Genomic DNA, 26,499 nt, shown 5'->3' with positions numbered 1-26,499 from the left:
TTCTGTTAGGACCTCTAAGGGCTGTCCCGCAAGTGATCTCAGGCCGCGTTTGAGGTCTGCCGTAGCCACACGATCTGGGCCTCGCCCTCACAAGCGGACTACAGGCGGTCCGGGCCGGCCACTGTTTCGATCGCCAGGGGTGGGCAGGCCTCTTCTTCCCTGGTGAGGTCCGCCAGCTCGTGTGGCGGCTCGACTCCGTTTCGGACGGCCATGACGTAGGTCCTCGCCTCCTGCAGGCTCAAGCGCGGAGCCTGCTTGCGGAGGTGATGCATCGCGGCCACCGTCCCGGCGGAGTTCATCAGCGCGAGCACGGAAGCGGCCAGGGGGTCGGGCGCCCGCACCCCCTTGATCTGCCGGAGGTAGAGCTCCTCCCAGTCCTCGCCCATCCACGTGGTGACAGGGATGTGGTGGACGCTCCCGTCGTACCGGTCCACCAGGTAGGGGCCGCCGCCGACGAGGAGATCGCGCAGATCGCGGGTGCGGGCGTACTCCGCCGAGTTCCAGAAGACGAGCCAGCCCACCGCGTGCTCCTTCACCTCGTGGACGACCAGCTCGTGTGCCAGCCGCATCGTGGCCAGCAACGACTCCACCCGTTCGACGGCACGCCCCTTGGAGATCACGCCTTCATCATCCATATCGGGTCAACCAGATTTCCCACCACGCCAGCACTGCGCACTGAGATCCCAAACGCGGTCGCATACGCGGTCCTGTAGGCACAGATCCGCTATCCGGTCAGGGCAAGGTTGTGAAGGCGGGCGATGCCGAGCATCGCGTGGTGGACGCCGTCGCCTTTCAGGCGGCAGTCGCGGAGGATCTTCCAGGTCTTCATGCGGGCGAAGGCGTGCTCGACACGGGCGCGACCCTGGCGGTGAGAAGCGTTGTGGTCTTCCCTCCAGGCCGGCAGTTCGCTCTGCCCGCGTTCGCGGCGGTGCGGGATGACCAGGCCGGTGCCCCGATAGCCCCCGTCGGCGATCACGGTGGTGCGGCCGACGGCGTCCTCGGCTCCGGGCAGTGCCCACGCCTTGCAGTCGTTGCGGTTGCCGGGCAACGGCCGACCGACCACCACGACCAGGCGGGTGTCGGCGTCGATGACCACCTGATGGTTGGTGGAATAGCGATGGTTCTTCGACCGCTCGGCCACGGTGTGGTCCCGGGTGGGCACCAAGGTGCCGTCCACGATCAGCACCGCGTCCTTGGCGAACCGCCGACGAGGGCGCAGCGCAAACCTCGGGCCGAGGTCGTTGACCACCCGGTCCACCGCCGACTTCGACACTCCGAACAGCAGGGCCAGTTGCCGCATCGTCAAGTTCGTCCGCCAATACGCGGCGACCAGCAGCGCCCGGTCCTCCAACGACAGCTTCCACGGCCGGCCCCGACCCTGGGAATCGGCACCCTCGCGACGCAGCGCGGTCACCAACCTGCCGAAGACGCGGGGACTCAGACCGGTGAACGGAGCTATCCATGACGGCTCGGACGCCGTGATCACGCCTGGCACGGTCGAGATCATCGCAGAGCAAGATCACTTACGGGACAACCCTTAGGTCGTGTCCGATGGGTCGCGTGACACTCCCGCTGGGCACTCGTTCCGTGGGACATGGGGCGGGGAGATCTTTCGGATGAAGAGTGGGCTCGACTGGAGCCGCACTTGCCGACGAATCGCGGGCGGGGTGGACGCTGGCAATCCCACCGCCGTGTGATCAACGGGATTCTGTTCCGGCAGCGGACCGGCCTCCCCTGGCGGGACCTTCCTCCCTGCTTCGGTAACTGGAAGACGGTCCACGACCGTCATCGAAGGTGGTCGGCGGACGGCACGTGGGAGAGAATCCTGCGGGCCGTCCAGGCCGACGCCGATGCTGAGGGCCGGATCGACTGGAGCATGGTCAGCGTCGATTCCACGACCTGCCGCGCTCATCAGCACGCGGCTGGCGCCTCCACTCGTGCCCCGAAGATTCCGGGTCGGCGCAGGAGTCCAGCGCGTCACCGCTCTGATGAGGCCCTGGGACGCTCGCGAGGCGGGCTCACGAGCAAGATCCACCTCGGCGCCAGTGGGAAGACCGGCATCATCGACGGCACCGAGATCCGGGTCCGCCGTCCGGCCGCCGGACGCAAGGACCGGGATCGTTTTGTCTCCGGCAAGAACAAGCAGAACGCCGTGAAGTCCATGATCTTCACCGATGGGGACGGGCGGCTGCTGTTCTGCAGCCCGGCCAGTCCGGCAAGCTGTGCGGACATCACCCACGCCCGCGAGTCAGGACTGGTCAAGTTCCTGGCCGACGGTCCAGCAGTCGATATCCTCGCCGACGCCGGCTACCAAGGACTCGGCACCCAGGCCGGCGGACGCTTCGTGACGCCACCGCACCGCAAGTTCAAGAAGAACGCTCCGGACCGGTACGAGGAAATGCACGAGCGACAGCGCAAGGCACATTCCTCCAGGCGGATCCGCGTCGAGCACGGCATCGCCCATCTGAAGAACTGGCGGGCTCTCGCCCGCCACCTCGGCCACCGCGAGCACATGAGCGAGACGGTCCAGGCCGTCGCCGGCCTGCTCTCCCACCAGCAGACGCAGACCTGACGCCTGCACGGCAGATGTGAACACCAGGCTCGCTGGGAGCCCCGGCCTCCCACCGCTCACCGTGCACAAGCTCATCAGCCGAGCCAGACGACGTCCAGGACGGACAGGTGCCGAAGGGCTCGGTTGACGAAGTAGATGACGGACAGGCGGCCGGCGGACGCGATCCGGACGTCCTCGCCTTCGGGGTCGTCGGGGTCCCACTGGCGGAAGCCCCACGGGTCGGCCGCAGCGGCGTCGAGCAGATCCCAGACCGTCTCTTCGGCGTGCTCTGGAAGTTGGGCGAGGACCTTCGCGGCTGGTGGTGAGAAGCGGACCGCGTACAGGGGCATGCTCACCGGCGCCGCCGGCCGCGGAGCTCGGCCATGTCCATGAACCCAGTCTCATCGTGGCCGGAGGCCACGAACGTGTCGACCGCGGAGGCGGAAGCCAGACGGGCCTGCCAGACGTGGACGACCTCGTAGAGGGTGTTCAAGGAGAACGACCGACGCGACTCCTCCAACGCGGCCGCCCACTCCCCCTCAAAGGCCGGCACCCACCGTTCCGCACGCCGATCGGCCCGGAGCTGTGCAAGGAGCTCGGCCGGGGCGCCGGGTGCGGGCGCGTACGGGGCGACGGGTGTGTGGTCGGGCTGGGCGCTCATCGGCTCCTCCTGCGGCAAGTGCTACCAGCCACCGTAGAACGCCGCGCCCCAGGCCGCGAAGATATGGGCCCAGTTCGACCGGACCGGTGCCGATCGGGCCGAACGCGGCGACGATCGCCTCCATTTCCTCGGTCGCCTGCAGCACGATGAGCGGCTCGTCGTCGACGAGCTCGTGCAGGCGCTCGCGCAGTGTGCGCAGCAGCCCCGTGACATCGCAGGGCAGAGGGAGCGTGCGCGCGGCGACGTCGTCCATGTGTGCCTCCCAGTCCCTCTCAGGCCCGGAGATGTCGTAGGCGTCGTGGCCCGCGCGGAGGACTTGTTGCCAGTCGGGGGTGGCTATGTAGGTGAGTTCCGGAATGTCTGTCGCTCAGCAGCGAGAACGCGCGCGGATCCATGGGAGAGTGATGTTGCCGGAGTTCTGGAAACACCTGGGTGCTTGCTTCGGGACCATGGTTGTGCTCTGCACGACGAGGGGCCCGGGTGCTGCCGAAGTCCAAGGTCGATCTGTACGCGGCGATCCGCCGTGACGCCAAGGCCGGCCTGTCGCTGCGTGCAGTCATGCGGAAGTACGGCGTTGGCCACGAGACGGTGCAGAGGGCACTGGTGTCGGCCTGCCGGAACCGCGGAAGGCGAGAAAGGTCAGGACTGCGCGGCCCGGAACACGAGATACCGGCTGAAGGCCTCATGGCTGTCGGGAGTGAAGTGCCACTCCAACAGAGCCGAGTGAAGCTCGGGCTCGGTCAGCCAGCCATACCAGGCGACCTCATCGGGATCGCGGGTCACAGCCTCCGGCACCACGACTTCATGCACGCCGAGCCAGTGAGGGCTCAGGCCGCTGCGGTTGATGAACGTGAACAGCAAGCGCGGCAGGCCACGGATGCCCAGCTCTTCGGCCAGCTCCCGCCCGGCAGCCTGTTCATAGGATTCGCCGACACCCACGGCGCCACCGACCATGACTTCATAGAGCCCGGGGAAGCGCGACAGGTGTTCCGAGCGTCGATGGACGAGGATCCGACCACGCTCATCACGACACACCGTCGAGGCGATTCGATGCAGCCATCCCTCCCGGACGGCCTGCCGACGGGTGACCACCCCCAGGACACGATCTTGACAGTCGACACGCTCCACCAGTTCCTCCACGAAGCACACCCTGGCAGAACCCACTGACAACACCGTTTCTCGGCGAGCCGTTCTCAGAACTCGGTTCTGGCACAGATCTTGGGGAGCGATCGCGGAGTGTTACCTCGATGTTCGATCGCGTGGGAAATGCTCGCGCGAGACACCCCGCAGTCGCACGAACCACAGAGCACACCCATCAGCTGCGCTATGTCAACGCTGTTGACCAGGCTGGGTATGACTTGTCTAGGATCCGCCGTACCGACCCGCCAGCCCCGCAGCCTTACGGAGTCCCGTGATCGCCCCAGAATCGCATCCCGCCGTCGGACCGGGTTTCACCCCCGCCCTCGACTTCGCCTTCGAGGTCCGCGTCTTCCTCGCGCCCTCCCTGCACATCGGGCACGGCGCCGGCGAAATCACCGAGTACATCCCCATCACCGGCGGAACCGTCGACGGCCCACGCCTGCGCGGCACCGTCCTGGCCGGCGGCGGCGACTGGTGCGACAGACGCGGCGGGGTCTACCAGCTCGATGCCCGATACCTCCTCCAAGCCGATGACGGCGCGGTCATCGACATCACCAACCGCGGTTACTACCACGAGGACGACCCCACCTCCCCAGCCCAGCACGACGGCGCCCTGCAGGTGTCCGAGACAGGCGTGTACTACCGAACCTCCCCCGTCTTCCGCACCGACGCCCCAGCCCACCTCTGGCTCGCCCGCACCGTCTTCATCGGCCTCGCCCGCGGCAACGACTCCGAAGTCGCCATCCGCTTCTACTCCGTGACCTGACCACCACCACGGCCGACCGCAAAGGAACACCTCCCGGACACGCCCAGCTGGAACAGCCGCCGATCCCACTGAGCGAGCGACAGCGCTCGCGCATCTGGACAGGGCCAGGAAAAACACCCCGGCGGCTCTCGACCGATGGAACAAGCTGTGGCATCTCACAAGGACGCTGAAGACCCTGCACCAGCTACTGAGGTTGAACTGGTGATGTCGCGGGGCGGTTGATCACGTCGGCGTGCTGGCCAGCCCGCGTGGGTCGCACCAAGCCTCGTAGTCGAACGATTCGGGCGCACGAAGCAGAGCTCGGGTGCGTGCCGCCCAAGTGCTGACCCAGGCTTCTCCGGTTGACATCGCCTCGTCGGTGAGCTCCCTCAGGCTTGCTTCGGGCATGGTCTGGAAGCGCGTGCGCACGGAATCGCCGGCCAGGAGGTAGAGGCAGCCGAGGAAGAAGCGGCGGTGGGGGCACTCCCTGTCAGCGGCGAGGGCCAGGAAGAGGGAGCCGAAGGCTGGGCGTGTGGCGATGATGTCCCAGTCCTGGGAGACCGGGGGTTGCGCTTCAGGCTCGTAGGCCCAGGCGGTCATCTCCTCGGGCGTTGGATTGGCTACATCTGCGAAGGCGGGTTCTGGGCTCACGGCGCCTATACAAGCGCAGCAAAGTGATCGCTACCAGTGGCGCGCTGATCGGCGGGAGGCCGGGGTGGCGGCTCGCAGGGGCTCTCCGGTTCGTCTATGCCGAGGGCCAGGCCCGTGCCGGTAAGGCAGCCGTCGACCACGTGCGGCCGGTACTGAATCTGCTTGAGTCGGCGCTTCACCGCTCGGGTGATCTGGCCGAGGTCGGCCGCGGCAAGGTTGCCGATATCGCGCTTGACCAGCGACCAGATCCCCTCCTGTGGGTTGAGGTCCGGGGCGTAGGTGGGCAGCTGGAACACGGTGAGCCACTCGGCGTTCGCGTCGATGAACTCGCGCATCCCGGCCGTCAGGTGCAGGCGGACGTTGTCCCAGACCAGCACGATCGGTCCGCCGAGCTGGATGGCGAGCGCAGACGATCAGGTCGCGGAAGTCGCGCCAGCCAAAGCCCTTCGGCTCGCCCTTGCGGCCCCGGTACTCACGGATCGCGTAGATCAGCCGGGACCGCTGGCCCGGCTTGCAGCAGGCCATGCCCGCCATCGACACGCGCCCGGAGCCACGGACCCTCACCTTCACGACCGGGGTCTGGCCGATCCGGCCCCAGGTCCTGGCGCGCGGCGGAGTCATCGACTGCCCGGCCTCGTCCTCGAAGACGATCCAGGCCCCGCGCTCCACCGCGGTGCTCTTACCCGCGGCCAGGTCTCCTTCTTCCACACCTCGACCGCCGCGTCGTCGCGCTCGATCGCGCGCCTGGTGGGCTGTTGCCAGCTCCAGCCGTGGCGCTTGAGCAGCCGCCAGGTGCCCTCGACCGTGTAGGAGACGTGGAAGAGCCGACCGATCAGCGTCTTGATCCGTGCCAGGGTCCACCGCTGGTCCGTCCAGCCGTGAGCCAGTGGACCACGTTCCAACTCCCGCTCCAGCCTGGCGATCTGGGCGTCACTGAGTCGAGGTCTTCCCGGCGACCCCTTCGACAGGACTCCCGCCTCGCCGCCCTCGCGCCAGGCCCGGCGCCACCGCTCGACCGACCGGACGCTGATCCGCAGAGCAGCGGCAATCTTCGCGTTCTTCTGCCCGCCCTCGAAACGCTCCACGGCCTGGAGCCGTAACCGCTCCCGCACGGCCCTCTCGGCGTCGGTCAGCCCGCCGCCCTGTGCATACCTCACACCCAACGGCTATCGGTGCCCACGGCCAGCTGTCAGGCGAACGGCACCGACATCACTCAATCAAGTTCAGTAGCGCTGTGACCGGGAAGCTTCACCGTGACCGGAAGGCAGCTCGTGGGACGAGCACACGCGAAACGCCTGGTATTACTGGGGCATGCAGGAAGAGACCGCACGCTCCGCGATCGACACGTTCATCTCCGCGTTCAACGCCTCGGACGACAGCTATGTGACTGCCCTGCTCTCCCAGGCCCTGACCTCAGACGTGGTCTTCTGGGGGCCGTTGGGCCGCAGCGAAGGAATCGGGGCGGTCGAGCGGTTCGTGCTGGACATCCGACGCCACCCGGCAGGGACCGGCACGATGGTGCGCTGCTCAGCGGTGGACATGCCTGACGAATGGGCCCGGTACCAGTGGGTCTTCACCACGCCTGATGGAGGCCCCCGCCTGGCGGGAACGGACGTCGTCCATCTGCGGCGGAGCCTCATCGACCAGGTCATCGTCTTCGCGGGGGAGATCGAGCCGTTCGCCTCCTGAGGCATCCCTCTGTCGCTGTCCTTCTCCTGAACTTGCCTCGTCGGTGTTCGAGGGACGCTGTTCGCGGTTGGTCAGGCCGCAGTGTCGAGGGGGCGTCCGCCCCAGCGAATAGCCCTTCTCGCTGCGAGTGCGGGCGCGTTCCTTGCGCTGGGCGGCAAGTACGTCGGGGTGGCGGGCGCCGGTGTTGCGCCGGCGCAGGTAGCGGTGCAGCGCCCGGGTTTACGCAGGGTGGCTGCGGTGGTGGGAGCCGGCCAGGGTGAACTGCCGCAGCGGGCCGAAGTAGGCCTCGATCGGGTTGACCCCAGGAAGCATAGGTCGGGGTGAAGCACAGCTCGACCTTGTTCTTCTTCGCCCAGCAGCGGATGCCCGCACCGGTGCGGGCGGAGAGGCTGTCCAGGATTGGCTTTGCATGCGAGAACGGGTTCTGGCCCAGGTTCCGTGCAGCAGTGACTGAGCGTTGCGAGCCGGGAGGTAGCTGCCTCGCTGGTCAGGGCTGAATTTGATCCGGCTCGACGAGGTCAAGGGCTGTCCCGTAAACACCGGCCGGACGCACGCTTGTGAGATCCGGGATACCCGCGGGCCTCCGGCACGGCAGTTGTGGCAGCCTGCTGACATGCCATGGGAGCTGCGAGAACACGCAGGTCGTCACTACGCCGTCCTGTTCCACTACGCCTTGCCCGACGATGCCTGGGCTGTGGAGCTGAGCGAGGCAGTGCCTGCGCCGGCCATGGGGGCTGAGAAGTCCGACGCCGAGGTGACCCACTTGCCCGGCCCCGCCTTCTTGGTAGCGCTTGTCCCGGACGAGGACCCCAGTCTGCAATCGACCATCCGCGTCTACAGCCCTGACGAGCGCGTCGTCCCCTACGAGGTCATGCGCTGGTTCATGGAGCAGGTGGCCAACCAGGTGAAACGTTGCCGCATCGCGTTCGAACAGGAGGAACCTGGAGCAGTGGAATGATCACGCAGTGAATGGTGTGATCACGGCGTCGGAACCTTGCTGGATAACCCCGTTCACCGGGCTCAGCCCCCGTGCCTTCGGGAAGCTGGTGACGGTTCTGCGACGCGCAGGCGCGGACGCGGTCCGCAAAGGCCGGCCGTGGAGCCTCCCGCTGGAGAACCGGGCCCTGCTGGTCGCGGCCTACTGGCGCACGAACCTCACCATGCGGCAGCTCGCCCCGCTGTTCGGGATCTCGAAGTCGGCGGCGGACCGCATCATCGACCACCTCGGGCCGATGCTCGCACTCCAGCCCCGCAAACGGTTCGCCAAGGACACCGTACTCATCGTGGACGGCACCCTGGTCCCCACCCGCGACCACACCATCGCCGAGCGGTCGAAGAACTACCGGTACTCCACCAACCACCAGGTCCTCATCGACGCCGACACCCGACTGGCCGTCGTGGTCGGCCGGCCGCTTGCCGGGAACCGCAACGACTGCAAAGCGTGGGCACTGTCCGGAGCCGAGGAAGCCGTCGGCCGCACCACCGTGATCGCCGAGGGGGGCTATCGGGGCACCGGCCTGGTCATCCCGCACCGCCGCGAACGCGGGCAGAGCGAACTGCCGGCCTGGAGGGAAGACCACAACGCTCCTCACCGCCAGGGTCGCGCCCGTGTCGAGCACGCCTTCGCCCGCATGAAGACCTGGAAGATCCTCCGCGACTGCCGCCTGAAAGGCGACGGCGTGCACCACGCCATGCTCGGCACCGCCCGGATGCACAACCTCGCCCTCGCCGGATAGATCAACGGTCCTGACCACGATCGACCATGCCCGAGGCAACTTGAAGATCATTTACGGGACATCCCTTAGAAGCCGTTGTCTTTCCGATAATGACGGGTGCGTTTCCGCTGTTCAGGCATAGTGCCGGTGCCACGGCGGCAGAGACGGGGTGTCGTGTCGTCTCTTCGGTGGAGGTGCCGGATGCCGTCGGTGATGGGGCTGCTGGAGGAGCGTGAGCGTGCTGCTCGGCAGCGGGTGGAGGTTCTGCAGGCCGAGCTGTGGGAGGCGGAAGCCGCGTGGGAGCGGTTCGTGATTGCCCGTCAGACGGTGGCCGAAGTCCTGGCAGAACCTCCTGTGGGAGAGGAGGCGCCGCCGGCCGGGGTAGCCGGTGAACGGCCTGCGCGGGTCGCCGGTGCCGTGCCCGGATCGGTGGTGCCGGTCTGGAGGGAAGGGCTCGCTCTCGACTCGCTGGCGCCGGACTACCAGCGGCTCGTGAAAGTCCTGGCGGAGAGCGGGGAAGAGATGGACTGTCGGCAGCTCGCGGCGGCCTTGGGCATGAAGGTGGTCGCCGCGAAGGTGGAGGGAGTGCGGTCGAAGATGAAGCGCCTGGCCGTGCGGGGCTGGTTGGTCGAGGAACGCCCGGGGATGTTCAGCGTGCTCGCCGGGCGAGTCGGCGGCTCATGACCATGCTCATCGACCACCTGATCATCGCCTCGGAGGTGTCGGTGCGCATCTCGTAGTCGCGGGTCAGGCGGCGTGAGTGCATCAGCCACGCGAACGTCCTCTCCACCAGCCACCTTTTCGGCAGCACCACGAAACCCGTGACGTTGTCGCTGCGTCTGACCACCGTCAGCGTGATCCGCAGGACATCGCGGGCGAGGTCGACCAGGCGTCCGGTGTAGCCGCCATCGGCCCACACCAGCGAGATGCGCCAATGCTGCTTCCGTAGCCGGACCAGCAGCGTCTGCCCCGCGTCCCGGTCGGTGACCGACGCCGCCGTGACCATCACCGCCAGCAGCAGCCCGAGAGTGTCCACCACGATGTGTCTCTTGCGGCCGTTCACCTTCTTCCCGCCGTCGAACCCCCGGCTGGCAGTCGGCACCGACGCGGCTCCTTTCACCGACTGCGCGTCGATGATCCCGGCGGTCGGCTCCTGATCACGGCCCGCGGTCCGGCGGACCCAGTCGCGCAGCCGGTCGTGGAACTCCACGACCAGGCCCTTGTCCCGCCAGCGCCGGAAGAAGGCGTAGACGCGGTCCCATGCGGGGAAGTCCGCGGGCACCGCCCTCCAGGCAATGCCGCCCGCGACCAGGTAGCGCACCGCGTCGACCAGCTGCCGGTGGCAGTAGCGCTCCGGCTGCCCGCCGCGGCCTTCCAGCCAGGCCGGGACGGGCATCGCGTCGCGTACGACGGCCCATTCCGCGTCGGTCATGTCCGAGGGGTATCTCGGTCGCCTGTGCGGCCGGTCGCCGGCGTTCCCGAACCGGTGAGCGAGACAATCACACGACAGGGCAGCGGAGTTGGACGCCAATGACGCGGGCACGGAAGACTGCGGCATCGGGGGCCTCCTGTTGCTCGGCTGGATGCGACACCCACGAGCTGTGCGGGAGGCCCCACTTTCATGCCCTGTCCACCAGAAGGTCACCCGACCGAGTCGGCCGACTCGAACTCACGCCCAGCAAGATCGATAAGGCAACGGCCGGTCACGATCCGACGTTCCGTACAGGTATCCGTCACGACCGGCAATGGCCAGCGTCTCCACGTTCGGCGCATTTTGGGCGTTTGCCTGACAGTTTCCGTCCCAGCTCAACGTTGCGCTCCTTCTCAATCGGCTGCCTCGCCCGCGGGCCGTGGCTTGGCGGACTGCAGGCCGCCGCCGGCATCGGCGGCGGCCTCGATCGGATGTGGCGACGCCGGGTTGCCGTGGTCAGGGGCGGCGGTACGCCAGGTACAGCTGTCCGGCGTGGGAGGCCAGGGTGGGCTCACCCAGCATGGCCTCCACGTCGACGATCTTGTGGTTCGTCGCGTCCCAGCCGTCCTGGTTGCGGGGGTGGAGGTGGAGTTTGCCGGCCGACCCGCGGACGGCGAGCCAGAGGGTGTCATCGTGGGTGGCGAGGGCCGGGCCGTCGGCGAAGGAAACGCTGTGGGGGGCGTCCACGGTGTGGTAGTTGGCGTAGAGGCTGTTCTCGATGTAGGCGATGTGCAGGTATCCGCCTTCGCTGGCCCAGGCGAGCCACAGATGGTCCTTGAACCTGGCGATGGAGGGGGCGTGGGCGGTCTTCCAGTAGTTGACAGATGCCGGGCCGTCCTCGGGCATCCAGACTCCGTCCAAGCGGCGACTCTTGCCCAACGAGCCGTTCTGCTGGCGGTTCAGGAGGGTCAGCTTCGGTCCGTAGATAAAGGCGGGGAACGTGGTCAGGGCGGGCGCTCGGTCGGTCAGGCGATTGCGTGCGGGCGTGGTTTCGCTCCAGGTGTCGTCACGGGAGCTGTAGGTGCTGATGACGATCTGGCCGTTCATGTCCACGATCGCCGCGTGGAGCTGGCCGAGAACGTTGACGGCCATGGCGGGTCGGTACTGGCTGTTGGGGAAGGATTGGACACGCACGGGTCGGGTCCAGAGGCCGTCGCTGTTGACCGCCCACATGACCGCGTGGTCGCGCGGCCGGATGTACAGGCAGTGCAGCTTGCCTCCGGCGGAGCACAGCGCGGGCGGCGCCGCGCTCCTCCAGCCGAGGCTGATCGGTGTGCTGACCGCGCTGGTGGGTGAGTCGACCGTGACGTAGTCGATGGCTCCGGCCGGGAAGAGCGGGCGGTCGCCGATGTACTTGACACGCAGGCTGTGCCAGCCGTCGCCGTTGAACGTCCAGGTGTCGTTCTTCCGGTGGTACAGACTCATCAGGGCGTTGCGGTCGAAGACGATGATTCGTTCGCAGGACAGGTCGTTCTCGTTGCGGATCATCCCGATGATGTCGACGAAGAGCTGGGCCAGCTCGATGGCGATATCGACCGCGAGCGTGTTGCCGGGCAGCGGCACGAAACCCATGGCGATGCCGAGGAGGTCCATCCACAACGGCTTGTCCAGCCACGCGCGCATGGCGTTCTTGACCGCCGAGTACCAGGCGCCGGGGCTGCCGTCGACCTCCCAAACCAGGACATTGACGACCACGGCGTTCGAAGTGGGACCACTGAAGATGGTCGCGCCGGGCGGAAACGGTTGGGTCTTGCCCTCTTCCATCTTGCCGAACTCGGGCGAGGTGTAGACCGTGCCGTTGTCGTTGTCCGACCGCGCGCCGACCGACCAGAAGATCTCGTCACGGCTGCCCCATTGGTCACCGACCGCCCGGAGGCAGTGAAAGCTCTCCAACTCGAAGCCAGCTCGGTAGGAGCGGTTCTCGTCCCCCTCGTCGGGCTCCTCCGGCGGGGGCCCGCAGACAACGGTCGCGCCGAACCCGACGTCCGCCATGGCCGCTTCGAACTCGGGGCTGTCGACCGGCATACCTGCCGTGACCGAGGCGACGTCCACGGTCGCGCAGTTCGCCCGGCCGGCGTTCTCCGCGCGCACCTTCGGCTGATGCGCCCACCAGTCCTCCAGCGTGAACGGCTGGGATGCCGACCGTGAGGTGACCACCGTCGGCAGCACGCCACCTGCCCGTTCAGGTCCCGGACAGCAGAGCGGTACTCTGTCGCAGCCGCCGAGATCTCCTCATCCGTCAGCACCGCTGTGAGGATCTCCAGCAGCGCCTGCTCCAGATCCGTCAGAGCCCGCTGTCCGCGCGCCTCGGCGGCGTGCAGCGCCACACCGAAGAGCACGTTGCTCTCCCGGCCGGCCCGAAGCCCCCGCCGCCACTTGGTCTCCGCCCGGCTGCCGCCAGGCCCTCGCAGCAGCTCCCGCACTCCGCCCGCCACGTCTCGCACCTGCGAGCCGTCCTCGCTCGTCGCCATCGCCACAGACCCCTCTCGTTCCTGGCGAGCGCCATGCGGATTCGACGGCCGCAGAGGTAAGCGCCCAACTCGCCAAAGTCACAATATGTAGCACGGTGAATGCTCTCCGCAGTCAACGCGCGAAATCTGTCGATGACCTGGACGGCGTCGGGGGCGTTGCCGGGTAGCGCACAGCGTTCAGCAGCTGCCGGCGGCAGTAGCCCTCCGGCTGCCCGCCCCGGCCCTCCAGCCACAACGGCACGGGCATCGCGTCCCACGCGGCCTCCCGCTCTGCGTCCGTCATGTCCGAGTCGTAGGCGATGTGCACGGTCCGGGCGGTCGCCAGCATTCCCGAACCGGTGAGCGAGACAAAGACTGTGATGGTTCGGACGTCGACAACCTCGAACTGAACAGGAGGCCCTGCCTTCATGTGCGTACCAGTTGGAGATCACCTGACCGGGTCGCCCTCTTCGAACCGACGTCCACCATGATCGGTACGACAACGGCTACTTAGTACTGCAACGGTTTTTGATGTGGCTGATGGCCAGGTCAGGGACTGTGGCCGCGTCGTTTGTAGTGACTGGTGCGGGCCTGGTGCTGACGTCGTCGGCGCCAGTGTGACCAGTGCAGGATGTGCTCGACAGGTGCGGGGCGTCGGCTGGTGAGGCGGGTGATCAGCCGTCGTATCTCGGCGAGGCTGAGGTGGATGAGCGGGGAGGATCCGTTTCTGCTTTGTCGGCGTCGAGCTCGCGGGCCCGCAGGACGGTCAGGCAGGCGTGGACGGCCATGGCCAGGGTCATGTGGCGGTGCCAGCCGGGATAGCGGCGGACCTGGTAGTCGTCCAGGCCGCACTCCTGCTTCGCTGTCTGGAAGCATTCCTCGATGGCCCACCGGCTGCCGGCGATGCGGATCAGTTCGTCGAGCGTGGTCTCGGCGGGGCAGTAGGCGATGTAGTAGGAGATCTCCTGCGGGCGGGCGATCACCCAGTGGCGGCGGTCGGGTCGGTGCCAGGGCCGGACTTCGACGCGGGCCCAGTCGTAGATCCGCTGGCCGTGAGCCCCGCTGCCGCAGGACCGGCGCTTCCATTTCTGCCGTGCAAGACCGTCGAACAGGTCGTGGACGGGGTGGTCGATCGCCCAGCGGGTGACGACGGTGTCGTGACGGGTGGTGGCCATGACGTGGAAGACGTCCGCCGCCTCCAGCTCTGATCGCCAGCTCTTGGAGTAGCCGTAGCCGGCGTCCGCGGTGCCCCATCCGAACGGGACCTTCTCCGTGATCGCCCGACAGACCATGGCCCTGGCCATGGCGACCTTGGTCTCGAAGACGACCGCATCGTCGATGCCGGCCCGTCGGCACCGTTCACGGTCATCGGTCCAGGACGCCGGCAGGTAGAGACGGCGATCGATCAGGGTGCGGCCGCGGCCGGTGGCATAGGCGAGGAAGACGCCGGCCTGGCAGTTCTCCGTCCGCCCCGCGGTCCCGGAGTACTGCCGCTGGCCCCCGGCCGAGCGGTCGCCTTTCTTCAGGAAGCCGGTGTCGTCCACGATCAGCACCGCACCGGAGTCCCCGAGATGCTCGACGACGTACTCGCGCACGTCGTCCAGGACCTCCTCCGTGTCCCAGTCGATCCGGTTCAAAAGCCGGTGGAGCCGGTCCGGGCCTGTATGCCCGGCCTCCTCGGCCAGCGTCCAGCCGTTCTTCCGCTCCAGCGGAGCGATTGGGGCATGGCCCGGCACCCGGTTCAGGTTCCGAGGAGGATACGGCGCGTTTCGTAGGCCCACATCGCGATCTCGACCCGGTTGCGGGCGCCGAGTTTGGCCATCAGGCTGGCCAGATGCGTCTTCACCGTGCTGAGGCTGATGTGCAGTGCATCGGCGATCTCGGTGTTGGTCAGCCCGCGAGCGACGGCGAGGAGCACCTGCTCCTCGCGGGCGGTGACGGGGGAGACCGGCTGGGCCACGGGCCGGCCGGCGGGCAGGTCCGCGAACGCCTGGAGCAGACGGACGGTGACGCTGGGCGCGATGAGCGCCTCACCGTCGGACGCCGACCGTACGGCCTGCGCCAGAAGGTCCGGCCCCGTGTCCTTGAGGAGGAATCCGCGGGCGCCGACACGCAGTGAGCCGTAGACGTACTCGTCGAGGTCGAACGTGGTGATGACGACCACGGCCAGCGGGTCGGCGACGCCCGGGCCGGCGATCAGCCGGGTGGCCTCGAGCCCGTCGAGTACGGGCATGCGGATGTCGAACAGGCATACGTCTGGGCGTAGTTCGCGAGCCATACGTACCGCTTCCCGCCCGTCGGCGGCCTCGCCGACCACCTCGATGCCGGGCTGGGCGTTCAGCATGATCCGCAACCCGGTGCGGATGATCGTCTGGTCGTCAGCGACGAGGACGCGAATGGGCACCGCTCTCGCTCCTCGCTCTCGGCAGTTCGGCTTCGACATGCCAGCCCCGGTCGGTACCCGGGCCGGCTCGTAGTGTGCCGCCCAGCAGGGTCGCGCGCTCGCGCAGTCCGGTAAGTCCGTATCCGTCGCGCCCCCGGCCGGTGCGCCGGCCGTCGTCGCGCACGCTCACCCGTACCGTGTGCCGTTCCGCGGCGACCCGAACGACGAGCTCGGTCGCGTCGACCGCATGGCGCAGCGCGTTGGTCACCGACTCCTGCACGATTCGGTAGACGGCCGCGTCCACGGCCGGGGGCAGCGTGTCCAGTTCGCCGTCGAGCCCCAGGTCGACCCTGAGGCGACCACCCGGGGTGCGCACCAGGCGCTCCAGATCCGCGACTCCGGCAGGGGGCGCCAGCTCGGCGCCGATCCCGCGGTCGCGCAGCGCGGCGACCATGGCGCGCATTTCCTCCAGCGTGCGTGCCCCCTCCTCCTCGACCCCCTCCAGCGCCTCGACGGCGGCGGACGGGTCGGTGGCCGCGAGTACCCGGCCCGCCTGGGCGATGATCACCATGGCCGACACGTGGTGGGCCACCGTGTCGTGCAGTTCCCGGGCGAGCTGCTCGCGCTCGCGGGATCGCACCTGCTCCAACTGCCGCTCGCGCGCGGTCACCCGGAACCGCACGGCAGCCCCGACGACGCCGGGCAGCAGCAGGAAGACGAAGCCCACGACCTTTTCGACGATCGGGGTTCCGTCCGTGCCGACACACAACGCGCCGACCGCGAGGATCACCGCGCCGCCCAGCACGATCTCGCGTCCCGATCCCCACCGGGGCAGCGCGTACACCAGCACGAGCACGACCGCGCCGGTGTACAGGCCGACGGGCTCGCGCGGTGCGGCGATGAGCGAGGCCAGCGGAGGCAGGGCCACCGAGCCGAACGCCAGCGTCACCATCGCCAGCGGGCGGGTCCGGCGCCACAGGGGCAGCAGCCACAGCCATACGGCGAGCACCACCGCCACCGGCCGCCACACGACGTCCTCGCGCAGGGTGGCCTCCAGTGCCACACCGGCAAGGCCCGCGGCGAGCAGCGCCCAGTCCCGCCGCACCCGGGCGGGCGCGTCGGGCGGCCGGGGTTCGGTCCACAGGGTTCGCAGGTCGTCTCGGAGCACGCTTCTCAGCCTAGGGACCGCGGCGTGCCGCGCATCGGCCGAAAGTACGGGTCGTCACTCCGCCCCGGGGCCGACGGATCCGCAGCCCGTGGGCCGATGCCGCGGAACGCCGTGGCGACGAACCTCGGCATCGGCGGCCGTACAAGGACGGCCGACGATGTGGTTGGAGGAACCGATGCTCTCGAAAGCCCTGTTGCGCCTGGGCGCAAGCGCCGCCCGCCATCCCTGGCGGGTGATCGCGGCATGGCTGGTCGCCGCCACGCTCGCCGTCCTCGCCGCCGTCGCCTTCGGCGGGCGGACCGCGGACTCGATGACCGCTCCGGGACTGGACTCCCAGCGGGCCGCGGAACTGATCGAGCGGGCAGGCACCGGCCAGGAGGGGATGACCGCCCAAGTGGTCGTCACTCCTCTCGACGGCAGCGCGACGTTCTTCGACCACGGCAGCGCGCGCACCGCTCTCACGCGGCTGCGGACCGAGGTGCAGCGGCTGCCGCACGTCCTCGGCGCGAGCGACCCGGCGGGGGCACTCGACGCGGGCGGGGACACCGCCGTGCGCGGCGGCCTCGTCTCGGCCGACGGGCGGATCGCGGTCGTCCGGGTGCAGTACCCCGACCAGAGCCGGCTGTCGGCCGAAGACCTCGACGCACTCGTCGATCTCGGCGACCGGCTGCGCCCCGAGCTGCCCCTGCGCATCGAGATGGGCGGGAACCTCTTCTACGCCTTCTCCGACCCCGACGGCGGCGCGAGCGAGCTGATCGGCCTCCTCGCCGCGGCCGCGATCCTGTTCCTGGCGTTCGGTTCGCTCGTCGCCGCCGCGCTGCCGATCGGCATGGCGGTCTTCGGGCTGACCGTCGGGGTCGCCACGATGACGGTACTGGCGGGGGTGACGGACGTCCCGACCTTCGCCCCTGTCCTGGGCAGCATGGTCGGGCTCGGAGTGGGCATCGACTACGCGCTGTTCGTACTCGCCAGGCACCGGGAGTACCTCGCGCGCGGGCTCGATCCCCGCGAGGCGGCGGGGCGGGCGGTGGCCACGGCGGGGAGGCCCGTGGTCTTCGCCGGCGGCACCGTCGTCGTGTCGATCCTCGGCCTGGCGGTCGCGAACGTACCGTTCATGACGGTGGGCGGGCTCGCCGTCTCGATCGTCGTCCTGACCATGGTGCTCGCGTCGGTGACGCTGCTGCCGGCCTTCCTCGGCGCCGCCGGTCCACGCCTGGCCCGGGCCGGCCGGATCGGCCGGGCTCTGCAGGCCGGGAAGGCGGGCCGACTCGCACGGCGGCGGGACAGGGTGGCGGGCGCCGCTCCCGCCGTCGGTTGGCGGCGCTGGATCGGGCACGTCAGCCGACACCCGGTGCCGTACGCGGTCGGCGCGGCGGGGCTGCTGCTCACCGTGACGCTGCCCGTGCTCGGCCTGCGTGTCGGCCTGCCCGACGACGGCTCACTGCCCCACAACCGTACCGAGCGCCGGGCCTACGACCTCGTCGCCGAGGGGTTCGGCCCGGGCACCAACGGCCCCCTCGTCATCGCCGCGGACCCCGCCGGTGATCCGGGAGTGCTGGACCGACTCGTCGGGGCGGTCGCGGCGGATCCGGGCATCGCGTCCGTCGCGCCGACGCACGTCGATCGGGCCACCGGCATCGCGACCATCGTGGTGTTCCCGACCACCAGCCCCCAGGACAAGGCCACGGCCGACACCATCGCCCGGCTGCGCACCGACGTGCTGCCCACGGCGATCGGGCACGGCCCGGCCAGGGCCCACGTCGGCGGCGCCGCCGCGAGCCTGTCCGATGTGGGCCGACGCACCAGCCAACGCCTGCCGGTGCTCGTCGCCGCCGTGCTGGCGATGTCGTTCCTGCTGCTGATGCTGGTCTTCCGCTCGATCCTCGTACCGCTCAAGGCGGTCCTGCTGAATCTGCTGAGCATCGGCGCGGCCTACGGCATCATGGTCGCGGTCTTCCAGTGGGGCTGGGGAGGCGCACTCATCGGGCTGGAAGCGACGGTTCCGATCGTGTCGTTCATCCCGATGTTCCTCTTCGCCATCCTGTTCGGCCTGTCGATGGACTACGAGGTGTTCCTCCTCTCCCGCGTACGCGAGGAGTACCTGCGCACCGGCGACAACGGCACGGCGATCGTCGAGGGCGTCTCGGGCACCGCCCGGATCATCACCTCGGCCGCCCTCATCATGGTGGCGGTCTTCCTGTCCTTCGCCGTCGCCGAGGACCCCTCAACGAAGATGTTCGGGCTGGGCCTGGCCACCGCGATCTTCATCGACGCCACGGTCGTGCGCATGGTGCTGGTACCGGCGACCATGACGCTTCTCGGCGGGACCAACTGGTGGCTGCCGAAGTGGCTGGACCGGATGCTTCCCCGCGGCCCGGTCGGCACCGACGACACCGACGCGGAATCCACGGGTGAGGCCCCGCGTCCACGGCTGGTTGACCGTTGACTCAACTCCTGCCCGCCACCCTTGCGTCCGGCACCTCAGCGCGTCGCCCAGGGTCATATCGAGTCGTGATCATCGGGTGGTCCTGGTGAGGTCCTTGATCCAGATCATCGAGGCGCGCAGGTGGAGACCGGCGAGGTGGCTGTCGGGAGTCCTGTCGTATCGGGTGGCGATGCCTCGCCATGCTCTGAGCCTGTTGATCAGGCGTTCGACGGTGTTCCGCCCCTTGTAGAGATCGGTGTCGTGGCTGACGGGTCGGCCACCTCTGGAGCCCTTCTTCTTCCGGTTGGCGGCCTGGTCCTTCTTATCCGAAATGACCGCCTTGATACGGCGTTTGCACAGGTGGGCGCGGATCCGCGGGGCGGGTACGCCTTGTCCCCGGCGACCACGTCCGGCCGGATGCGGGGTCTGCCGACGGGCCCGCGTGCCCGTACCTTCTTCAGGACGGGGATGAACTGCGGGCTGTCCGCTGCCTGGCCTGTGGTCAGGATGAACGCCGGCGGGCGGCACCTGCGGCCGGTGGCGAGGTGGATCTTGCTGGTCCGCCCGCCTCTGGAGTGCCCGAGGAGGGCGGCCTTCAGCCGGGGTTTTTGCCGACGCCGGATGCGCCGTCGTTCTTCCAGCGCGGAATCACTTTCGACCTCTTGCCCGTTTTGCTCTTCGAGGGCGCCCCGAGGTCAGCAACCGGTCCACCGGGTACTGCCCCGACATCGGTTCCTGGTCGGCGGTCGCCCGGGCTCTGGACGACGTAGGGCTCGAACGGCCCTCCGACTTCACTCACGAGGTGGTGTTCCGCCGGTGTCCTGGCTGCCAGGAGCACAACATCCTGCGCGAGGACGACTTCGTCTGCGTCTTCTGCGGCAGCGATCTGCCGGAGACGTGGAACGTGGATCCCACCGCGCGATGGCCGAGTGTCGCAGCCACTCGTTGATCGCTGCGACCAACACGGTCGCCTCGAAACGGACGGCGAGCTTGTCGTACCGCATGGCGACAGCACGGTGCCTCATGAGGCGGTTGATCCCGCACTCGACGGTGTAGCGCTCGCGGTAGTCGACCGGATCGAAGCGCGGCGTCCGGCCGCCACGGGATCCGGGCTTCCGGCGGTTGCGCGCCCGGTCGGTCTTGTCCGGGATGGTGCGGCGGATCCCCCGGCGGCGCAGGCAGGCGCGGTTCCTGCGGGAGGCGTAGGCCTTGTCCGCACGGACCCGGTTGGGGCGGACGCGCGGCCGGCCCGCCTTCGCCCCTTCGGCAGCAACGGCTCCATCACTGCCCACTGCTCGTCCGTGAGATCTCCCCGACCCATGAACCTTGATCGTTCACAGTCCAAGATCCACTTTCGATACACGGCCTAGAAGTGAACGAAGCCAGCCGAGACCGCCTCGACCTCCACGTCGTCGATCCCGTCGAACACCAGCGAGTCCCAGAACGGTGCATCGGTCTGCATGACCAGCACCATCACCGCTCACAACGGTCCACAGCAAGGGAATCGGCGACGAGGTCGTCACAGAGGCTCTCTTCGTGATCGACCACGATGACCTGCCCGAGGTGTGGGCCCGGGCCGGGCGTCAGATCGATCGGAACTCGTCACCACCCGTTGTTCCCCGACCGATCCAGCCCGGTGAGCCGGTAAGGCCCCTGCACCACGGCGTCGGGCGCCGTATTCCGTGGGAAGTCAGGGGCGTGCTGCCGCGGTTCTGCCGTCGCCCGCTCTGAACCGCGGCTCCGCTCCGGGGTTATCGGGTTGTCTCCGCGGTGTTCACCGTAGCCAGGCGTCGGTTGTACTGGATCACCTCGTACTTCTGGTCACCGGTGACCACAACCTCCGGGCGCGTGGGCGTGGCAGGGAAGAAGTCGTCGGCGCCCACCGGTGTGCGAGCGGCCACGTACGCCTGCCCTTGGGGGAATCTGTACATGTCGAACCGCGTCTGTTCCGATGCAGGCACCCCCTGGGGGTACTCGTCGGCGCGAGGGTAGGCCGTTGTGTAGAGGGAGACCGACTTCACCCCGCTCGCGGGACGAACGATTCGCGCGTTCGGGGCGAGGCGGGTGTTCACGCCCGCCGGGTTGTGGATCCATCCCTTCCGCCCGCCGAACCAGATGGCCGTCCAGTCGCCTCGCACATCGGCGACCACGAATTCCTGGCCCCACACCACGGTGGATCCCCAGTCGTCGATGTGGTCGGTTCCCGCCGACCCGTCCGGACGGAGGGCGAGGTCTGAGACGAGCGGGGCGTCGTCGCGGGGCTCCGTACGGACGTAGAGGAAGTTCGAAGGCTGTGTCCGGGTCCGGCACGTCGGGGCGCACACCGTCACCGGCTGCGGGTTCTTGCCGTACGTCGGGGCGATCGTGACCGCCTGTCCGATTCCGATGTTCCCGCGCGTCTCCGCTCCCTCGGCCTCGCGCTCCTTGCGGTGATCGGCGTCGAGGAGAGCCATGAACCTCTCCCAGTCCCAGTAGGGCCCGGGGTCCCAGTGTGCGTCCGGCACGCGGGCCGGCCTCGGCGGGAGGACGTTGTCGTGCCCGATGATGTGCTTGCGGTCCAGTGGGACGTCGAAGCGCCGTGCCAGGTAGGCCACCAGCGCGGCAGTCGCCTTGTACTGGGCCGGAGTGAACCAGGTGGGTCCCTGGGCGGCGTATCCCTCCAGTTCGATGCCGATGCCGTGCAGGTTGGTCCAGTAGTTGCCGGCATGGAATGCGATGTCCTTGGTGGCGACCATCTGCGTCGCCTCACTGCCGTCGGCCTTCATCACGTAATGCGGGGAAACCCCGCTGACGGGGTCCTGGAACCAGCTGATCCCCCCGTCGTAGGACCCTTCGAGGTCATGGATGACGATGAAGTCGACGTCCATGCCGTTCGAGTTTCGCGCGGACACCTGGTAGTTCGAGGCAGCAGCGGGAACGAAGCGGCAGTTCAGCTCGCCGGGGCACTCCGGCACTGCCGCCGCGGCCGACGTCCGCAGCCCCAGGGACGCGAGCTGTGACCTCGTCGGTCGGACGGACGGCGTCTTCGGCAACGACACCCTCTGGCCGTCCTTGCGCACCCTCTGCCTGCCGCTGCGGATCGCTTCGAACACCCCATCGGCGAACCGTCCGGCCGTGGTGGTGTCGGAGGCCTGGCTGTAGTGCGCCACAGCCCCGTACCAGCTGCCCGGGTCGAGCGGCATCTCCCGGGTGATCTGCCGTTGATACGAAGCGAGCAGTGCGGCGCCGCCTCGAAGGTTCTGCAGCTCGTCCCGCTTGAGCGTCTGGGGCGCGACGCCGATCATCGTGGCGGCAGCCTGCAACGTGTGCTCGGACGGGTCGTCGGTCCCCGTGGCGTCCACCGGCCCTTCGCCCGGTCGATGGGCGTACGCTCCCCCGGACGTCGTGTCCGTCAGGTGCATCGGACCGTAACCGCCCTTGGTGCTGGGGCGGCCGTCATTGGCCTCCCACCACGAGGACTCGTAGCTGACGCCGAGAAGCACTTCCTTCGGCACACCGAATTCCGCTGCCGCTTGCTCGGCCGCCCGCTCGAAGCCGCCGGGTGTCGCGTCGGAGGGCCGGGCATTCCCAGCAGTGGCACATCCCCAGACGAGGGCTGCCGCCACTCCCACAGCGCCGAAACCCCGGTGCCGCCTGTGTCTTCTGGTCACACCATGTCCATTTCGCTATGGCGGTCGTCATTCGGTCAAGGCCGATGGCACGGCCGCCACAATCCTTCGGACGGGATCCTCCCGGTCCCACCGACACGCCCAACAGGCGCACCCCCGTCACCGAACCAGCGCAGTGATCCCGCGCGTGGGAACCAAGTGCCGTCGACGATCAGCACGGTGTCCTTCGCGAACCGCTTGCGGTCCCGGACCGCGAGCAACGGCCCGAGATGGTGGGCGATCCGGTCCGCCGCCGACCTGGAAACCCGAACAACAAGGATCCTCAGGGTGGTCGCCGATCGGGTGACGGCCAAGGGCGGATAGCAGGCGAGGCGCGCCCCGGGGGCGACCAGGACCTGCCCCGGGTCGCCCCGGCCCGCGATCGGCCTCGCGCAGGTCCGCGCTCCCGGTGGGGGCCTGGTAGGTCTGATCGGCCCGCGACGCCACGCGTGCGTCGCCGTTCCCGGGGTGCACCGGAACGCGGACGTCGCCCGTGGAGAGCACCATCACAACGGAGTCCTGGTGCACCGCAGCGGTGAGGGACATGGCGGTCACGTTCGCGCCGCCTCCTCGGAGAGCAGACCGACCGTCGGTACCCGGTGCGCGAGGCGGTCTCGTACGAGCTCGGCGACGCGGCGCCGGCTGCTTGCCTCGGCGTCCTCGGACAGGAAGGCGCGGTCGCTGGCCACCATGGTGCCGGGGGGGTCGAGGACCGGCTTCCCCTCCGGATCGTCGTGCGGGTTCTCGGGGTGGAAGACGTCGATGCCGGCGCCCGCGATCCAGCCCTCGGCGAGGTCACGCCCGACACGCGGGTCATGCACGAGGACCTCGCCTTAGAACGCGCCGAGCTCGGCCACGCCCCCCGCCCAGTCCGGTCACGCCTCGCTGCGACAGTGCATCCCTGCAGAACACTGCGTGCACGGCCTTCGCGCCGACAGGGGAAGGCGAACATGCCACACTGGGACAGAGGCGTCATACACGGCCGTCATTCCAAGAAGCCGGGAACCGTTCATCCACAGCACCGCTGCTTCGAACCCCCTACGAAGTGCACAGCGAGTCTCACGGTTGCCCACGATCGCCTCGCGAGTCGGACTGTCTCCTCACACGTCGGCTGTCGCCGCGCGTTCCTCTTCCGGCTCGCTCGAAGGAGGTGCGTTCCATGACCAGGACCATGCGAGTCCGCCGGTTGGTGGCGGGTGCCGCCGCGTCCGGCCTGCTGGCAGGCGGCGCCGCGCTCGGGATGGCCGGCTCGGCGGCGGCTGCTCCTGCCCCGACGTCCGTCGCCACGACTGTCGTGACCCATGACGACGGCGACCGGCACGACCATCACGACCGGTGCGAGTGGAAGAAGGGGCACTGGGAGAAGACGTGGGTCAAGGGCCACTGGGAGAAGAAGCGGGTCGACCACGGCATCTGGCACCCGGATCGGCATGACAACCACGGGAAGTGGCACCACGGCTACTGGGAGCACAACAAGTCCTACAAGTGGGTCTACGTTCCCGGGCACTGGGACCACGTCTGGGTGAAGGGCCACTGGGACTGCCACCACCGGTGAAACACCTGCCGGGTGCTGGGGGCCGGCTCGATGGTCGGGTCGGCCCTGAAGTGGGACGCTGAAGAGAAGGGTCCGTGCCGGCGAGTCTCGGGAGGGCCTCATGGGACGCGATGTTCCGGCGCTGGAGTTCACCCGTGACGACCGTCGCCGGTTCCGGAACAAGATGCACACGTGCCTCGACGTGTTCGCTCAGATGCTGAGGGAGTCACGGTTCGACTTCGAGCGGCCGCAGGTCGGGTTGGAGATCGAACTGAATCTCGTGGACGAAGCCGCGGAGCCCGCCATGCGCGGCTCGGACGTCCTCGAGGCGCTGGCCGACCCGTCCTGGTCGACCGAGCTGGGGCGGTTCAATCTGGAGATCAACATCGATCCGCGGCAGCTCACCGCGGGCGGCCCGGGATCCTGGGAACAGGAGATCCGGGACGCGCTCAACCACGCCGAGGAGAAAGCCGCGGCGATCGGGGCGCATCTGGTCATGATCGGAATCCTGCCGACGCTGGAGCTGAAGGACGTGGGTCCGGCGTCGCTTTCCGAGAATCCGCGGTACCACCTGCTGAATGAGCAGATCTTCGCCGCACGGGGCGAGGACCTGCTGATCGCGGTGGACGGGGTGGAGAGGCTGCGCACCTACGCGGACACGATCACGCCGGAGGCGGCGTGTACCAGCACTCAGTTCCACCTGCAGGTGTCGCCGGACGAGTTTGCGGACCACTGGAACGCCGCGCAGGCCGTCGCCGGGGTACAGGTGGCGCTGGCCGCGAACTCTCCGTTCCTCTTCTCCAAGGAGCTGTGGCGCGAGACGCGTATTCCGCTGTTCGAGCAGGCCACCGACACCCGGCCGGAGGAGATCAAGGTGCAGGGAGTCCGACCCCGGGTGTGGTTCGGCGAGAGGTGGATCACCAGCGTCTTCGATCTCTTCGAAGAAAACGCGCAGTACTTCCCGGCGTTGCTGCCGCTCTGCGACGACGAGGATCCTCAGAAGACGCTCGATGACGGAGGGACCCCTGAACTTGCCGAGCTGACGCTGCACAACGGGACGGTCTACCGGTGGAACCGCCCCGTCTATGCCGTCGTCGACGGCGTGCCGCACCTGCGGGTGGAGAACCGCGTGCTGCCCGCGGGGCCCACGGTGGCCGACGTGCTGTCGAACGGCGCCTTCTACTACGGCCTGGTCCGCGCCCTGGTCGACGAGGACCGACCGGTCTGGTCGCGGATGTCGTTCTCGGCGGCTGAGGACAATCTGTATGCCGCAGCCCGGCATGGAATCGATGCGCAGCTGTACTGGCCCGGCATGGGCGAGGTTCCCGTGACCGAACTGGTACTGCGCCGCCTGCTGCCGCTCGCAGACCGCGGGCTGGAGCGGTGGGGGATGGACAGCGCCTGGCGAGAGCCACTGCTGGGGATCATCGAGCAGCGGTGCGTCAGCAGCCGCAACGGCGCGGTATGGCAGTCGGAGATGTTCCACCGCATCCAGGACATCGACCACGTGGACCGGCATCAGGCGCTGCGGCGGATGACGCAGCAGTACCTCGACTACATGCACATGAACGCCCCGGCTCACACATGGCCGGTCGAATGAGCCGGGCTCCGGACGCGGCTGAGCCAGGGCTCTGTACGCGGCGCCACCCGGGCGCGGCAGAGCCGTCCCACGCTCCTGCGGAGGGGCCGCACCGACGACCGGCTCTTGGGAGGCCGTGCAGGCGCCCGGGCGGAGCCCCCTGGAGCGGGCCGCCACAGAGCGCCGACCAAGATCCAGCCCCTTCCCGGACGGCCGAACCGACCTGCCCCAGGGGGCACAGTACGAGGCCCACCCAGCATCAGCCCTGAAACTGATCAGACTCCGCAATGCAGGGCGCCGCAGCGGGCCCCGGTGACAGTCCGGGGTCCGTACATCACGCGCCTTCTGCCGGACAGGGGCTGGTCAGAACTCGGCCCAGTCGCCCTGCACCCACCTGTGAGCGGTGCCCTGGTCCCGGGTGCTCAGGGGAGGAACGTCACCGCCGGGAAGGCCGGGGACGGGCCGTCGAGCAGGTGGGACCGGCGGTGGCGCAGGTGCTCGTCGAAGAACGCGAGCGGGTACGCCTGCCGGATCCTCACCGCCTGGTCGGGATCGAGGGTGCCGATCACGTCCTGGAGCCGCTGCCCGCTCCATCCGAGCAGCTTCGCCACCTGTGGGAACAGCGCCTCGTCGTCGCCGTACGAGACGTGGACGGCGTCCCGGGCCCGGACGTTCAGCCGCCAGCCCCGC

24 protein-coding genes and 6 pseudogenes are annotated in these 26,499 nt (G+C 68.7%); 10 read left to right on the top strand and 20 right to left on the bottom strand.

Translation table 11 applies throughout. The features are described 5' to 3' along the window. Window positions 1–98: 98 nt before the first annotated feature. Together CCN56_RS30705 and CCN56_RS30700 are read right to left on the bottom strand one after the other, a co-directional pair. On the bottom strand, window positions 99–620 hold the full coding sequence (locus CCN56_RS30705; RefSeq protein ID WP_086831192.1) for a YrhB domain-containing protein: 522 nt from the start codon (window positions 618–620) through the stop codon (window positions 99–101). 104 nt (window positions 621–724) lie between these two features. Then, window positions 725–1,495 carry a transposase gene (locus tag CCN56_RS30700; protein WP_086831198.1) on the bottom strand — a complete coding sequence of 257 codons (771 nt, stop codon included), beginning with the start codon at window positions 1,493–1,495 and terminating at the stop codon, window positions 725–727. 99 nt (window positions 1,496–1,594) lie between these two features. On the opposite strand from CCN56_RS30700, the gene CCN56_RS45065 reads away from it, so the two are divergent. Beyond that, window positions 1,595–2,572 carry an IS5 family transposase gene (locus tag CCN56_RS45065; RefSeq protein WP_086831191.1) on the top strand — a complete coding sequence of 326 codons (978 nt, stop codon included), beginning with the start codon at window positions 1,595–1,597 and terminating at the stop codon, window positions 2,570–2,572. 74 nt (window positions 2,573–2,646) lie between these two features. On the opposite strand, the gene CCN56_RS30690 is transcribed toward CCN56_RS45065, so the two are convergent. The 3 genes from CCN56_RS30690 to CCN56_RS30680 form a co-directional block, all read right to left on the bottom strand. Further along, on the bottom strand, window positions 2,647–2,901 hold the full coding sequence (locus CCN56_RS30690) for a hypothetical protein (protein ID WP_256962258.1): 255 nt from the start codon (window positions 2,899–2,901) through the stop codon (window positions 2,647–2,649). 2 nt (window positions 2,902–2,903) lie between these two features. After that, a complete protein-coding gene (locus tag CCN56_RS30685) occupies window positions 2,904–3,212 on the bottom strand; it encodes a DUF6247 family protein (RefSeq protein ID WP_086831189.1) in 309 nt (102 codons plus the stop codon). Between the two features lie 639 nt (window positions 3,213–3,851). After that, complete coding sequence (locus CCN56_RS30680; RefSeq protein WP_373412920.1) at window positions 3,852–4,352, bottom strand: NUDIX domain-containing protein; 501 nt, start codon at window positions 4,350–4,352, stop codon at window positions 3,852–3,854. Between the two features lie 271 nt (window positions 4,353–4,623). On the opposite strand from CCN56_RS30680, the gene CCN56_RS30675 reads away from it, so the two are divergent. Next, window positions 4,624–5,118, top strand: a complete 495-nt coding sequence (locus CCN56_RS30675; protein WP_256962257.1) for a DUF3237 domain-containing protein — start codon at window positions 4,624–4,626, stop codon at window positions 5,116–5,118. A gap of 222 nt (window positions 5,119–5,340) precedes the next feature. On the opposite strand, the gene CCN56_RS30670 is transcribed toward CCN56_RS30675, so the two are convergent. The 3 genes from CCN56_RS30670 to CCN56_RS30660 form a co-directional block, all read right to left on the bottom strand. Beyond that, on the bottom strand, window positions 5,341–5,697 hold the full coding sequence (locus CCN56_RS30670) for a hypothetical protein (protein WP_086831188.1): 357 nt from the start codon (window positions 5,695–5,697) through the stop codon (window positions 5,341–5,343). Window positions 5,698–5,753: 56 nt separating this feature from the next. Next, window positions 5,754–6,125: a transposase gene (locus tag CCN56_RS45650; protein WP_306300647.1), complete on the bottom strand. Its 372-nt coding sequence runs from the start codon at window positions 6,123–6,125 to the stop codon at window positions 5,754–5,756. Between the two features lie 240 nt (window positions 6,126–6,365). Continuing rightward, window positions 6,366–6,905: a winged helix-turn-helix domain-containing protein gene (locus CCN56_RS30660; RefSeq protein WP_086831187.1), complete on the bottom strand. Its 540-nt coding sequence runs from the start codon at window positions 6,903–6,905 to the stop codon at window positions 6,366–6,368. Window positions 6,906–7,059: 154 nt separating this feature from the next. Here CCN56_RS30660 and CCN56_RS30655 point away from each other — a divergent pair, with 154 nt between their 5' ends. Then, window positions 7,060–7,437, top strand: a complete 378-nt coding sequence (locus tag CCN56_RS30655; protein ID WP_086831186.1) for a hypothetical protein — start codon at window positions 7,060–7,062, stop codon at window positions 7,435–7,437. Between the two features lie 71 nt (window positions 7,438–7,508). Here the strand turns inward: CCN56_RS30655 and CCN56_RS45060 are convergent. Then, window positions 7,509–7,894: pseudogene (locus CCN56_RS45060) on the bottom strand (transposase); the annotation flags it as partial. A gap of 156 nt (window positions 7,895–8,050) precedes the next feature. Here CCN56_RS45060 and CCN56_RS30645 point away from each other — a divergent pair. The 3 genes from CCN56_RS30645 to CCN56_RS30635 all read left to right on the top strand — a co-directional run bounded on the left by CCN56_RS30645 (window position 8,051) and on the right by CCN56_RS30635 (window position 9,836). Then, the gene (locus tag CCN56_RS30645; protein ID WP_086831195.1) at window positions 8,051–8,395 is read left to right on the top strand and encodes a hypothetical protein; all 345 of its coding nucleotides are present in this window, start codon (window positions 8,051–8,053) and stop codon (window positions 8,393–8,395) included. A gap of 7 nt (window positions 8,396–8,402) precedes the next feature. Continuing rightward, on the top strand, window positions 8,403–9,173 hold the full coding sequence (locus CCN56_RS30640) for a transposase (RefSeq protein WP_086831185.1): 771 nt from the start codon (window positions 8,403–8,405) through the stop codon (window positions 9,171–9,173). 180 nt (window positions 9,174–9,353) lie between these two features. Next, complete coding sequence (locus CCN56_RS30635; RefSeq protein ID WP_086831184.1) at window positions 9,354–9,836, top strand: hypothetical protein; 483 nt, start codon at window positions 9,354–9,356, stop codon at window positions 9,834–9,836. On the opposite strand, the gene CCN56_RS30630 is transcribed toward CCN56_RS30635, so the two are convergent. The 5 genes from CCN56_RS30630 to CCN56_RS30610 form a co-directional block, all read right to left on the bottom strand. Continuing rightward, window positions 9,802–10,584 carry an IS5 family transposase gene (locus CCN56_RS30630; protein ID WP_086831183.1) on the bottom strand — a complete coding sequence of 261 codons (783 nt, stop codon included), beginning with the start codon at window positions 10,582–10,584 and terminating at the stop codon, window positions 9,802–9,804. The two genes, CCN56_RS30635 and CCN56_RS30630, sit on opposite strands and share 35 nt — an antisense overlap. 495 nt (window positions 10,585–11,079) lie before the next feature. Further along, on the bottom strand, window positions 11,080–12,792 hold the full coding sequence (locus CCN56_RS30625) for a hypothetical protein (protein ID WP_086831182.1): 1,713 nt from the start codon (window positions 12,790–12,792) through the stop codon (window positions 11,080–11,082). Window positions 12,793–13,747: 955 nt separating this feature from the next. Beyond that, window positions 13,748–14,854: an IS701 family transposase gene (locus CCN56_RS30620; protein ID WP_373412919.1), complete on the bottom strand. Its 1,107-nt coding sequence runs from the start codon at window positions 14,852–14,854 to the stop codon at window positions 13,748–13,750. Beyond that, entirely contained in the window at window positions 14,815–15,477 is a 663-nt protein-coding gene (locus tag CCN56_RS30615; RefSeq protein ID WP_086831181.1) for a response regulator transcription factor, read from the bottom strand. The genes CCN56_RS30620 and CCN56_RS30615 overlap by 40 nt, the downstream gene beginning before the upstream one ends. Continuing rightward, the gene (locus tag CCN56_RS30610; RefSeq protein ID WP_086831180.1) at window positions 15,452–16,624 is read right to left on the bottom strand and encodes a sensor histidine kinase; all 1,173 of its coding nucleotides are present in this window, start codon (window positions 16,622–16,624) and stop codon (window positions 15,452–15,454) included. Before CCN56_RS30610 ends, CCN56_RS30615 begins: the two co-directional genes overlap by 26 nt. 175 nt (window positions 16,625–16,799) lie before the next feature. Between CCN56_RS30610 and CCN56_RS30605 the strand changes: the two genes are divergently transcribed. Next, window positions 16,800–19,070, top strand: a complete 2,271-nt coding sequence (locus tag CCN56_RS30605; RefSeq protein WP_086831193.1) for an MMPL family transporter — start codon at window positions 16,800–16,802, stop codon at window positions 19,068–19,070. Window positions 19,071–19,139: 69 nt separating this feature from the next. Here CCN56_RS30605 and CCN56_RS30600 read toward each other — a convergent pair. Continuing rightward, window positions 19,140–19,741: pseudogene (locus CCN56_RS30600) on the bottom strand (IS5 family transposase); the annotation flags it as partial. Here CCN56_RS30600 and CCN56_RS45055 point away from each other — a divergent pair. After that, window positions 19,741–19,998, top strand: a pseudogene (locus CCN56_RS45055) (hypothetical protein); the annotation flags it as partial. The pseudogenes CCN56_RS30600 and CCN56_RS45055 overlap by 1 nt on opposite strands. Here the strand turns inward: CCN56_RS45055 and CCN56_RS30590 are convergent. The 4 genes and pseudogenes from CCN56_RS30590 to CCN56_RS30575 form a co-directional block, all read right to left on the bottom strand. After that, window positions 19,997–20,341, bottom strand: a pseudogene (locus CCN56_RS30590) (transposase); the annotation flags it as partial. The pseudogenes CCN56_RS45055 and CCN56_RS30590 sit on opposite strands and share 2 nt — an antisense overlap. 459 nt (window positions 20,342–20,800) lie before the next feature. After that, entirely contained in the window at window positions 20,801–22,654 is a 1,854-nt protein-coding gene (locus tag CCN56_RS30585) for an N-acetylmuramoyl-L-alanine amidase (RefSeq protein ID WP_143664670.1), read from the bottom strand. A 191-nt stretch (window positions 22,655–22,845) separates the two neighbouring features. Beyond that, window positions 22,846–22,962, bottom strand: a pseudogene (locus CCN56_RS45050) (IS5/IS1182 family transposase); the annotation flags it as partial. Between the two features lie 285 nt (window positions 22,963–23,247). After that, a complete protein-coding gene (locus tag CCN56_RS30575; protein WP_086831177.1) occupies window positions 23,248–23,517 on the bottom strand; it encodes a hypothetical protein in 270 nt (89 codons plus the stop codon). Window positions 23,518–23,855: 338 nt separating this feature from the next. Here CCN56_RS30575 and CCN56_RS30570 point away from each other — a divergent pair, with 338 nt between their 5' ends. Together CCN56_RS30570 and CCN56_RS30565 are read left to right on the top strand one after the other, a co-directional pair. After that, window positions 23,856–24,251 carry a hypothetical protein gene (locus CCN56_RS30570; RefSeq protein ID WP_086831176.1) on the top strand — a complete coding sequence of 132 codons (396 nt, stop codon included), beginning with the start codon at window positions 23,856–23,858 and terminating at the stop codon, window positions 24,249–24,251. A gap of 100 nt (window positions 24,252–24,351) precedes the next feature. After that, on the top strand, window positions 24,352–25,830 hold the full coding sequence (locus CCN56_RS30565; RefSeq protein ID WP_086831175.1) for a hypothetical protein: 1,479 nt from the start codon (window positions 24,352–24,354) through the stop codon (window positions 25,828–25,830). A 401-nt stretch (window positions 25,831–26,231) separates the two neighbouring features. Here CCN56_RS30565 and CCN56_RS30560 read toward each other — a convergent pair. Next, window positions 26,232–26,499 (bottom strand): annotated as a pseudogene (locus CCN56_RS30560) (acetylhydrolase); the annotation flags it as partial.

Source organism: Streptomyces sp. NRRL B-24572 (genome assembly GCF_002156145.1).
GTDB lineage: Bacteria > Actinomycetota > Actinomycetes > Streptomycetales > Streptomycetaceae > Streptomyces > Streptomyces vietnamensis.
The sequence above is the reverse complement of the archived record's forward strand: the minus strand, read 5'-3'. Positions and strand labels throughout refer to the sequence as shown.